Below are 9,168 nucleotides of genomic sequence, written 5' to 3'. Positions count from 1 at the left end.
GATACGGACGTCAACCATCCATCAAGTGCGGGCACTTGTGGTCGTGAAAACTCCTCAAGTTGTCGGCACGCTCAGACGCGGCTGTAGCCCAGCTTGCTGGCGAAGATTTTCAGCGGCAGCCCGAACGACTCCATCAGGGCGCGGCATTCGTCGCCAACGGTGCCATACACCTCGATGCTGAAGCCATCACCCAGTTCGGCGTGTTGTTGCAGATAGTCCTGCACCGGTGGATTGCTCACATGCGCGGCAAAGGCCGCATCGTTGGCATACACCTCTGACCAGACGAAGGCCTGGGGATCGTCGGGGTCTTGATCAAAGGTGTGATGCAGCATGCCGGGCTCACTGGCCTGGACGGCGGCATCGGTGGCTTCGGCAAGCTTCAGGTAAGCATCCACGCAGCCCGCTTTCACATGAATGCGGGCCAGCAACATGAACGGTGTGGATGCATTAAATCCGGCCATCACTTCACTGTTGTTTGGTTGATTTTCGCTTGAGCAGGGTCTGCTGACTAAATCATGGTCACACTGATCAAGGTATCTGTTTTGACCTCCGAATCCATGCGTAAGTTCGTTCTCCCCGCCCTGGCGGCAGCCTCTGTTCTGATCACGGGTGTTGCTGGCTGCTCCAACCGGGGAAGTGAAACCACCCAGGCTGCTGCGCCTGCTGAGCCCGCTTCAACTGAGGTCAAGATCGAAGAGGTGTTCAAAGGCTCGAAGACGCTCAACGGCACTGCTCTGAGCTACCCCGAGGGCAACCCGGAGTTGCGCCTGTATCGGGTAGAGATCCCTGTGGGCGGCAAGATTCCTGTGCACACGCACCCCGCTCCGATGCTGGTGTATGTGCAGGGCTTCGAATCCGGGGATCTGCTCAACACGCGGGTTCAGCCGGATGGCACGGAGGTGACCACCGTGTTCAAGCCCGGTGAAAGTTTTATTGAAGGCTCCGCGGAACCTCATTTCGTGCAGAACAACAGCGACAAGCCCACGGTCGTGTGGGTGATGGTGGCCTCGGTTGAGGGGATGCCCACCACTGAGTGGGACGAATGAATGGCTGAGCGCTTCAGAGGATCCTTGCTGTCATGGCTGCGTCTGCGGCACCAGATCGATCACCACGGCGGTGGCTGGTTGGTCTGAGTCGTTTCTCCAGCCGTGCAGCACGCCGGTGGATTCGAAGACGGCATCTCCGGCCTTGCGCTGAATCGCACGGGGACCTGTTCCGTTATCGCGGATCTCGATCAGGGATCCGTTGATCAGGTAGGCAACACCGGGCCGTTGCTGATGCTGATGCCAGGCCACTGATCCACCGGGAGCAATCGTGATGCGCCTGGTGCGCAGCATCCGTCCTTGCAGTGCGGCGAATTCCCTGGAGAGATCCAGGCTGCCCAGCGATTCCACGCTCACCTTTGTGGTGGTGGATGGAGCATCACGGGGTGCTGGGCGTTGTTCGCGGGCGGGCGTCACGGTATGGGGTTCGTGGTTGCCGTGAGCCAGGGCCGCGGCTCCCGGAACCAGCAGGCTGGTGATGGCGATCAGCGACAGGACGGGGGCTCGCATGGCTTCACTCGACTTGGTCACTATTGTTTCAACCACTACCAAGGCGGTGCCTGTGACCGCTCGATCGACATGAGTACCCCCGTATCGCCCAACCGGGTTCTGGATTTCCTGGGCCGCGTATTTATCGCCGCCGTGTTTGTGAACGCGCTGCCCGGCAAATTCACCGACTTCGCCGGCAACGCCGCTCGGATCGCTTCCAAGGGGATCCCCGAGCCGCTGGCGAATGTGCTGCTGTTCGCAGCGATTCTGGTGCTGATCGCCGGTTCGATCCTCCTGGTGTTCGGCGCCGACACGATTCTGGGCGCGTCACTGTTGCTGGTGTTCCTGGTGCCCACCACCTTGGTCTTCTATGCGTCCCCGTTTCAGGCGGTGCCTTTTCTGATGAACCTGGCACTGATTGGTGGCCTGATCCTGGCGATCACCCGATCAACGGCTAACCCTGCGCCCAACTTCCGCAAAGTGCGGGCCAAGGCCTTCGACAGCATCCGCTGAACGACCTCTGCTGTATGCGGTCTGACTGTTCAGGCCACAAAAAACCCCCACGCGCTGGTGGGGGGTAAGGCGAGATGGTCAGAGCTTCACTCGTCGAAGACTTTGCACATCGGTGAGCCGGGATGGGTATCGCAGATCTCGTCGAGCACCTTGTCGCGGTGACGGCTGTCGGGGTTGTTCACCCCAGCATCCTTTTTGGGGTCGAACTCTTCTGTTGTGTGCTTCTCGTTGGTGCCGTAAGGGAGTTCATACTCCTCGAACTTGTGCTTGCCTTCAGACATCGCGCAATTCCTCCTACAGAACGAATTCCTGAAGTCCAGACCTTAGAGAGCCTGGAGGGGGAACTGAGCAACTTTGGCAATTCTTCCGTTGAGCTCAGCTTCCGGAGGAGCGCAGTGGTCTGTGTTGGATGCGCAGGCGCTGGGGGATTTCACTGGCGCTGGGCAGTTGCAGCTGAGCCTCAGCCCAGTCCTGCATCAGTGCTTCCAGCAGGGATTGACGATCGCCGAACAGCCGAAGCATTGTCCTTGCATCTGAGATTCAGTCTCAACAAAGCATGGTCGCTCTGCTTGGAGCAAGTGATTCTCATTAGCGTTCACATTGTGTTGCGTCAGAATTTCGCAAGCACCATCTCCTCAACTGCTCAGCAGATCGATGCGTCGACGCTCCCTTTTGGCGATGGCGCTGACCGCTGGATCAGCGGTTGGAGCGTCCCTCATTGGTGGACCTGCCAAGCCCCAAACCAGTCACCGTCTCACAGGAATCACTCCAGCTACGGGGACATCAACTGCCATGAATTCCACGTCGCTCATGGGACCGTTCCGCCTTGAGCTGATCAGCAGGCACAAGATCCGTGATCCAGGCCTTGGCCTGAATGAGCCCTCAGGGCTCAGCCTGAATGCTGATGGCACGGCGCTTTATACCGTCAGCGACGACACCAAGGCCATCTATTGCATGGATCTCGAGGGCCGGGTGTCGCTCAGTGAGTCGTTGTTTGTGAGCGTGTCGGATCTGGAGGGCCTCGCTCTCAGCAGCGACGGCAACCGGTTGCTGGCGTTGCAGGAAGATACCAATTCGGTAATCAGCATTGATCTCTCTAGTCGCCGGGAACTTCAGCACAGCCCCCTGGAGTCAATGGCCAATTACGCCAGTGTTGCGATGCACTTCCCGAGCGAGCCGGATAACAAGGGTCTGGAGGGGATCACGGTCAACAGCACCAACCAGCATGTGTTCGTGGTCAAGGAAGGACGACCCGGGCTGCTGATCGAACTCGATGCTGAATGCAGCACGATCTTGTCGTCGCGTTTGCTGACGACGGCGAACGGCTTCTCCCACCCGAAGCTTGGGCCGCGCAGGCTCGACTTCTCCGGGCTGAGCTACGACAGCCAGCGCGACACGCTCTGGATTGCCAGCGACCAGGGACAGTGCCTGTTTCATTACGACTGGAACCGCGACCAGGTGCTGCAGCGCCTGGATCTGCGGCTCAATGACGGCGGCAAACCCAAACGTGTGCGCAAAGCCGAAGGCATCGCCGTGGATTCAAAACGTGGCAGGGTTTATGTGGTGAGCGATCGTGACGCCGAGCTCTACGTGTTCCAGCTCCATGGCTGATCCTGCATCCCAACGCGTGTTGCTCACCGGAGGCAGCTCCGGGGTGGGTTTTGAGGCGGCGAAAGTTCTCAGTGCCCAGGGGCATCAGCTCACGATTGTGTGCCGCAACCAGGCCACGGCCGATCAGGCCCGCAGCCTGCTGCCGGATTCTGTTCACACCCTGATCTGCGATCTGGCTGATCTCGGGGCCGTTGCCGCGATCTGCAGACAGCTTTTGGATCGCGGCACACCGTTGGATGCGCTGGTGCTCAATGCCGGTCTGCAATACGCCGGTGCCTCCGAGGCGCAGTTTTCGGTGCAGGGCATCGAGCTCACCTTTGCGGTGAATCAGCTGGCCCATCAGCTGATGGCGATGCGGTTGCTGCCGCTGTTGCACCAGGCCAACAGTCCGCGCGTGGTGATCACCGCTTCGGAGGTGCACAACCCCTCAAGCGGTGCCGGCAAGGTGGGCAAGCCTGCGGATCTCGGCGATCTGGAGGGACTGCGTGCCGGGGCCGGCTTCGCGATGGTGAATGGCAGCCCAGGCTTTGATGGCAACAAGGCCTACAAAGACAGCAAGCTCTGCAATGTGCTGATGGCGCGGGAGCTCAACCGGCAGCTGGAGGGCGCCCTGCCCGTGATCGCCTGGAGCCCCGGTCTGGTGATCACGCGCAACAGCGGTGGCTTTTTCCGGTACAACAAGCGCAGCAATCCACTGGGCATGGGGGCGTTTGCCTTTGTGGCCCGCGATCTGCTGCGGATCACCGAATCGCCCGAAAATGCCGGCCGCCTACTGGCGCAGCTGGTCTGCGATCCGCAGATCAACCCGGGGTTCAACTACTTCACCAACAAGGTGGTGAGCTTCGGTGGGCATCGGCTGGAGCCCACCGACACCAGTGCTGAAGGTGCTGATCTGCAGAAGGCCAGGCGGCTGTGGCAGCTGTCGGAGCAGTTGATCTCCCTAACTTGAGCGCACGCACAGCAGCTTCATGGTCGAAACGGGTTCTTCAGCGCAGCAGCAATCGCATGTGGTGGTGGTCGGCGCCGGTTGGGGTGGCTGGGGTGCCGCCAAGGCGCTCTGCGAAGCCGGCGTGCGCGTGACCCTGATCGATGGGATGGCCGATCCCAGCGGCAGTGAGCCGATCATCACCGAGAGCGGCAAGCCGTTCGAGGCCGGCACCCGCGGCTTTTGGAAGGACTACCCCAATATCAATTCACTCACCGATGAGCTGGGGCTCGACTCGATCTACACCGACTTCACCACCAGTGCCTTCTGGTCGCCAGATGGGCTGGAGGCCACCGCACCGGTGTTTGGTGATGCGCCACAGCTGCCCAGTCCGGTGGGGCAGGTGCTGGCCACAGTGAAGAACTTCAAGCGACTGCCGGTGCCGGATCGGCTCAGCATCGCCGGACTGCTCTACGCCATGCTCGATCTCAACCGCAGTGATGCGGTGTACCGGAGCTACGACGCCATCGATGCGCTGACGCTGTTCAAACAGCTGCGCATCAGTGATCGCATGATCGACGACTTCCTGCGACCCACGCTGCTGGTGGGACTGTTCAAGCCGCCGGAGGAGCTCTCAGCAGCGGTGACCATGGAGCTGCTCTACTACTACGCCCTGGCCCATCAGGACTCGTTTGATGTGCGCTGGATCCGCTCCAAGAGCATTGCTGAGCAGCTGATTGCGCCGCTCAGTGAGCGCTTGCGTGAGCGCCATCAGCTCACGGTGCTGGGCGGCACCCTGGCCAGCAAGTTGAATGTCTCATCCGATGGCCAGAGCATCCGCTCGCTGGAAACCCGCAACGTGATGACAGGCAGCAGCGCTGTGCTCGATGACGTGGATGCGGTGGTGCTGGCCGTGGGCGCCAAGGGCATGGGCTCCCTGATGTCGCAGTCGCCGCAGTGCGGCGTGCTGGCACCGGAGCTGGTTCAGGCCGGCACGCTTGGCACGATCGACGTGGTGTCGGTAAGGCTTTGGCTGGATCGCTACGTGCCGGTTGCCGATCCCGCCAATGTGTTTTCGCGCTTCAGCGCACTGCAAGGCTCCGGTGCCACCTTCTTCATGCTCGATCAGCTGCAGAAGCAGTCGGAGGCTGAGCTCTGGGGTGGTGAGACTCCGCAGGGATCGGTGATCGCCAGCGATTTCTACAACGCCACCGCGATCGCTGAACTGAGTGATCAGGCGATTGTCGATTGCCTGATGCAGGATCTGCTGCCGATGGCGCAGCCCGCCTTTGGCGAGGCCAAGGTGGTGGATCAGGAGGTGCGGCGCTATCCGCGTTCGGTGTCGTTGTTCTCGCCGGGGAGTTTCAACAAGCGGCCGCCGCTGGAAACCTCACTGGCCCCGGTGGTCTGTGCCGGCGACTGGGTGCGCATGGGTGAGAGGGAACACGGAGCGAAAGGGTTGTGCCAGGAACGCGCCTACGTGTGCGGTCTTGAAGCGGGCAACTCGCTGCTGCGTCGTGGCATCGTGCGTGGCGAGGGCGTGCCCAGAACGAAGCAGCACCCTGTGATTCCGATCCGCTCGGATGAACCGCAGGTGCTGCTTGGTCGTGCGCTCAACAAGCTGGTGATGGATCCGCTGGAGACCCTGGGCATCAACTGGCCCTGGCTGGCGAAGTAACCAGCTTGGCTGGGTTCTGGTTCAGGGCAGAGCCAGGGCGGTGCCTTCCCGGCGTGGGTCGGCTGCGCCGTGCCAGCGGCCGTTGATCTTCTGCACCAGAGCGGTGCCACTGCCAACCCGCTGCAGGCGTGCGGGTTGATCGCTGGTTTGCAGCTGATCCAGCGGCAGCGGCCAGGGGAGTGGTGGATCCTGTTCCAGCACGAGCCGTTGGCCGCGGCTGGAGAGATGGGGCAGTCCCACGCTCCGCTGCGGTGATTCGTTCCAGGTCAGTGAGGCCAGCAGCACCCGGCTGAGCAGGTGGGGGATGCTGCGGCCTCCCGGGCTGCCGAGTGCCAGCACCGGCTGGCCCTGCCTGAACACCAGGGTGGGCGCCATCGACGACATCGGCCGCCGTCCCGGCAGGCGTCGGTTGGCGACCGGTTGGTTGTTGATCCGTGGCGCAAAGGCGAAATCGGTGAGCTGATTGTTCATCACCATGCCGGCCACCAGGTGCCGACTGCCGAACACCGTCTCCACCGAGGAGGTGTAGCTCGCAATGTTGCCGAACCCGTCCACGATCGTGACCTGGGTGGTGCCCTGTTCGCGGCCCTGGTTCGGGCGGCCATAGGGGTAGCGATCGATCCCTGGCGGTAGTCCAGGGGTGGGTGCCTTCGTTGGTTTCGCCTGCATGGTTTTGGCACGGCCCTGGATGTAGGCCGGATTCAGCAAGGCCGCGGCGGGACCACCACCATCGATCGGGTCATGCACCCAGTAGAGGCGGTCGGCATCGGCCCAGGCCTGGGCTCTGGCCAGTTGCCGCCAGGTCTGCGGATCAGCGGCGCTGGAGCCGGGCAGATCCGTGCTCTGGTTCAGCAAGGCCAGGGTCTGCAGCAAGCCCACGCCACCACTGCTCGGCGGCGGCATCGTGCAGATCCGGTGCTTCAGCTGCTGGCTGCAGAGCGGTTGGCGGCGCAGCACCGCATAGGAGGAGAGGTCTGTAGGGCTCCAGCCGCGAAAGTCAGGGTCGCCGGCCTGCAGCGCGGCCATCTCCCGCAGGATCTGCCGGGCCAGGGCTCCGCGATAAAAATCAGTTCCGCCGCGCTGCGCCAGAGCTTTCAGTGTGCGTGCCAGCTGTGGATTGCGGAACGGCTGATCGGCCGGTGGTGGCTTGCCGCCGGGAAGGTAGAGCGCCGTGAATGCTGTGTTGTGCCCCACCCCGATGCGCTGGGCCAGGCTGATCGAACGCAGCAGCCGCGGGCTGGGAAGGAAGCCATCGCTCGCCAGCTGGATCGCCGGTTGCAGCGTGCGGCCCCAGCTCAGTCGCCCGAACTGCTGATGGGCTTCCCACAGCAGCGCCACCGTGCCAGGGATGCCGATCGCATCGAGCCGTGCCGTGGCCTCCCGCCAGGGCAGTGGTTCTCCGGTTGGCGTCAGCAGGTCGCCGGGCCGGCTGCTCCGTGGTGCGACTTCACGCCCATCCAGCACCTTCAGGTTTTGTTGCTGGCTGTCCCAATAAAGAAGAAAGCCACCACCAGCGAGGCCGGAGCTCTGGGGTTCAACAACAGCCAGCACGGCCTGGGCTGTGACCAGAGCATCGGCTGCGGTGCCACCCTCTTTGAGAACTCGTAGGGCTGCTGAACTGGCCAGCGGATTGGCGCTGACCACAACCGCAGAGCCAGCGGCTGTGGAGATGGGCTTGCGGCCTGGGTCGGAGGATTCCGGGTCATCGCGGCTGACCGGTGCGGCAGCAGCTGCCGCAAGGCTGCCGGCACTCAGCATCAGCAGCAGAGTTCTGAGCAGTGGTGCAGGGCTACGCAAGCGGAGTCGTTGGCTTCGCACACCAGCTTGGTCGCTGCTGAGCGTCTGCGCGGGGCTGTGGTTCAGGGCGTGGGATGGACCAGCTTCTGCAGAAATGACCGCAGCTCAAACGCCTTTGCATCGAGATAGGTGATGTCGTTGATGCGCCAGCTGCCCTTGCTGTTGTTGAGCTCGTAGAGCAGCAGTCGCGGCGTGCCGCTGGATTGGCCACGCAGGCCAACATCCACGGCCACCTCAGCCTGGATACTGTTGCCCTTTTCGGCGCTGCAGCCTGTGACCTTGGCTCCGTAGGTCGCCACCTGGGTGTTGCTGAACACGTCGAAATCGAGAAAGCGTCCATCACGCGCGGGCGTGAGTTGCCTGGCCTCAAGCAGCAACTTGAACAGTGATGGTGTGAAGCGTTGGCGCTGGCTGGAGAACGCTTTGTCGGGGTCTTCGTTGTCATCGAATGGCTTCACATGCCATTGGTAGAGACCATCGATCTGATCGATCACGCCTTTGGGGCAGGGTCGATCGGCGGCCGGAACCGCAACGGCGATCAGGCTGGTGGCCAGAAGAGACAGCATCGGTGCGCTTCGGTTGGCATCAGTCTGGCTGCGACAACCCACCAGGACTGTTGATTGATTAATCCTTGAAAAGTGATCGCCGATTCGTTTCATTTGTCTCCAATCACACCGCATTGCTGATCTGAAGACGGCATGATTTCCTCACGTGGATGGTCAAGCCGACCAAGACGCGGAATCCAAATAACCGGACCAGTTCAATGAGCCGAAGAGGAATTCACCCCCTTTTGATGGGGTTGGACAAGACCAAGCGCAAACCGATCGAGAAGAAACAGGTTGAACTGTCTGGCTATGAGTCAGCGCAGCGCAAGCGTTTCCTCCGTTCTGAAGCCGAAGAGTCTGAGCAGAGCAAGGCAGCCTGAGGCTGGATCGCTCTGACGGATTGCATCAAGAGGGGGGCGACCTAGGCCGCCTCCGTCCTCATGACGTGGGCGCCCCACCAAGAGCGCTTCCCACGATCCATTGATGGCAACGGAATTGAGATCAGGCAACCGTTGATGCCACTGGATAAGAGAAGTTAAGGGGCCGTCATTGGGGTGATGGATCCCT

At 61.7% G+C, this 9,168-nt stretch carries 12 protein-coding genes; 5 read left to right on the top strand and 7 right to left on the bottom strand.

Annotated elements, in window-relative coordinates:
• Positions 1–71: 71 nt before the first annotated feature.
• Positions 72–461 carry a putative quinol monooxygenase gene (locus SynMITS9220_RS08170; protein WP_115126770.1) on the bottom strand — a complete coding sequence of 130 codons (390 nt, stop codon included), beginning with the start codon at positions 459–461 and terminating at the stop codon, positions 72–74.
• 96 nt (positions 462–557) lie between these two features.
• Here SynMITS9220_RS08170 and SynMITS9220_RS08165 point away from each other — a divergent pair, with 96 nt between their 5' ends.
• The gene (locus tag SynMITS9220_RS08165; protein WP_186988508.1) at positions 558–1,046 is read left to right on the top strand and encodes a cupin domain-containing protein; all 489 of its coding nucleotides are present in this window, start codon (positions 558–560) and stop codon (positions 1,044–1,046) included.
• A 30-nt stretch (positions 1,047–1,076) separates the two neighbouring features.
• On the opposite strand, the gene SynMITS9220_RS08160 is transcribed toward SynMITS9220_RS08165, so the two are convergent.
• Positions 1,077–1,553 carry a cupin domain-containing protein gene (locus SynMITS9220_RS08160; RefSeq protein WP_186988506.1) on the bottom strand — a complete coding sequence of 159 codons (477 nt, stop codon included), beginning with the start codon at positions 1,551–1,553 and terminating at the stop codon, positions 1,077–1,079.
• A 69-nt stretch (positions 1,554–1,622) separates the two neighbouring features.
• Between SynMITS9220_RS08160 and SynMITS9220_RS08155 the strand changes: the two genes are divergently transcribed.
• Complete coding sequence (locus SynMITS9220_RS08155) at positions 1,623–2,045, top strand: DoxX family protein (protein WP_186988504.1); 423 nt, start codon at positions 1,623–1,625, stop codon at positions 2,043–2,045.
• Between the two features lie 86 nt (positions 2,046–2,131).
• Here the strand turns inward: SynMITS9220_RS08155 and SynMITS9220_RS08150 are convergent, their stop codons facing one another.
• Both SynMITS9220_RS08150 and SynMITS9220_RS08145 read right to left on the bottom strand, forming a co-directional pair.
• Positions 2,132–2,326 (bottom strand): hypothetical protein, encoded by a 195-nt coding sequence (locus tag SynMITS9220_RS08150; protein ID WP_067093086.1) that lies wholly within the window; start codon positions 2,324–2,326, stop codon positions 2,132–2,134.
• Positions 2,327–2,420: 94 nt separating this feature from the next.
• A complete protein-coding gene (locus tag SynMITS9220_RS08145; protein ID WP_186988502.1) occupies positions 2,421–2,567 on the bottom strand; it encodes a hypothetical protein in 147 nt (48 codons plus the stop codon).
• A 132-nt stretch (positions 2,568–2,699) separates the two neighbouring features.
• Between SynMITS9220_RS08145 and SynMITS9220_RS08140 the strand changes: the two genes are divergently transcribed.
• The 3 genes from SynMITS9220_RS08140 to SynMITS9220_RS08130 are packed head-to-tail and all read left to right on the top strand — an operon-like array spanning position 2,700 to position 6,259.
• A complete protein-coding gene (locus SynMITS9220_RS08140; protein WP_255482988.1) occupies positions 2,700–3,656 on the top strand; it encodes an SdiA-regulated domain-containing protein in 957 nt (318 codons plus the stop codon).
• The gene (locus tag SynMITS9220_RS08135) at positions 3,649–4,605 is read left to right on the top strand and encodes an SDR family NAD(P)-dependent oxidoreductase (RefSeq protein WP_186988499.1); all 957 of its coding nucleotides are present in this window, start codon (positions 3,649–3,651) and stop codon (positions 4,603–4,605) included. Before SynMITS9220_RS08140 ends, SynMITS9220_RS08135 begins: the two co-directional genes overlap by 8 nt.
• A gap of 19 nt (positions 4,606–4,624) precedes the next feature.
• A complete protein-coding gene (locus SynMITS9220_RS08130; RefSeq protein ID WP_186988497.1) occupies positions 4,625–6,259 on the top strand; it encodes an FAD-dependent oxidoreductase in 1,635 nt (544 codons plus the stop codon).
• Between the two features lie 21 nt (positions 6,260–6,280).
• On the opposite strand, the gene SynMITS9220_RS08125 is transcribed toward SynMITS9220_RS08130, so the two are convergent.
• The 3 genes from SynMITS9220_RS08125 to SynMITS9220_RS08115 form a co-directional block, all read right to left on the bottom strand.
• On the bottom strand, positions 6,281–8,017 hold the full coding sequence (locus tag SynMITS9220_RS08125) for a gamma-glutamyltransferase family protein (RefSeq protein ID WP_186992017.1): 1,737 nt from the start codon (positions 8,015–8,017) through the stop codon (positions 6,281–6,283).
• 101 nt (positions 8,018–8,118) lie between these two features.
• Complete coding sequence (locus tag SynMITS9220_RS08120) at positions 8,119–8,622, bottom strand: DUF3828 domain-containing protein (protein WP_186988495.1); 504 nt, start codon at positions 8,620–8,622, stop codon at positions 8,119–8,121.
• 293 nt (positions 8,623–8,915) lie between these two features.
• Complete coding sequence (locus SynMITS9220_RS08115; protein WP_186988493.1) at positions 8,916–9,110, bottom strand: hypothetical protein; 195 nt, start codon at positions 9,108–9,110, stop codon at positions 8,916–8,918.
• Between the last annotated feature and the right edge of the window lie 58 nt (positions 9,111–9,168).

It is taken from the genome of Synechococcus sp. MIT S9220 (assembly GCF_014304815.1).
In the GTDB taxonomy this organism is placed as follows: Bacteria; Cyanobacteriota; Cyanobacteriia; order PCC-6307; family Cyanobiaceae; genus Synechococcus_C.
This window is presented reverse-complemented; position numbering and strand designations above follow the sequence as displayed.

What these genes read in the sequence shown, in the direction of transcription:
- SynMITS9220_RS08155 (WP_186988504.1), top strand. Translation starts at nt 1,623, where the DNA reads ATGAGTACCCCCGTATCGCCCAACCGGGTTCTGGATTTCCTGGGCCGC.
- SynMITS9220_RS08170 (WP_115126770.1), bottom strand. Translation starts at nt 461, where the DNA reads ATGGCCGGATTTAATGCATCCACACCGTTCATGTTGCTGGCCCGCATT.
- SynMITS9220_RS08160 (WP_186988506.1), bottom strand. Translation starts at nt 1,553, where the DNA reads ATGCGAGCCCCCGTCCTGTCGCTGATCGCCATCACCAGCCTGCTGGTT.
- SynMITS9220_RS08135 (WP_186988499.1), top strand. Translation starts at nt 3,649, where the DNA reads ATGGCTGATCCTGCATCCCAACGCGTGTTGCTCACCGGAGGCAGCTCC.
- SynMITS9220_RS08120 (WP_186988495.1), bottom strand. Translation starts at nt 8,622, where the DNA reads ATGCTGTCTCTTCTGGCCACCAGCCTGATCGCCGTTGCGGTTCCGGCC.
- SynMITS9220_RS08125 (WP_186992017.1), bottom strand. Translation starts at nt 8,017, where the DNA reads ATGCTGAGTGCCGGCAGCCTTGCGGCAGCTGCTGCCGCACCGGTCAGC.
- SynMITS9220_RS08140 (WP_255482988.1), top strand. Translation starts at nt 2,700, where the DNA reads ATGCGTCGACGCTCCCTTTTGGCGATGGCGCTGACCGCTGGATCAGCG.
- SynMITS9220_RS08130 (WP_186988497.1), top strand. Translation starts at nt 4,625, where the DNA reads ATGGTCGAAACGGGTTCTTCAGCGCAGCAGCAATCGCATGTGGTGGTG.
- SynMITS9220_RS08145 (WP_186988502.1), bottom strand. Translation starts at nt 2,567, where the DNA reads ATGCTTCGGCTGTTCGGCGATCGTCAATCCCTGCTGGAAGCACTGATG.
- SynMITS9220_RS08150 (WP_067093086.1), bottom strand. Translation starts at nt 2,326, where the DNA reads ATGTCTGAAGGCAAGCACAAGTTCGAGGAGTATGAACTCCCTTACGGC.
- SynMITS9220_RS08165 (WP_186988508.1), top strand. Translation starts at nt 558, where the DNA reads ATGCGTAAGTTCGTTCTCCCCGCCCTGGCGGCAGCCTCTGTTCTGATC.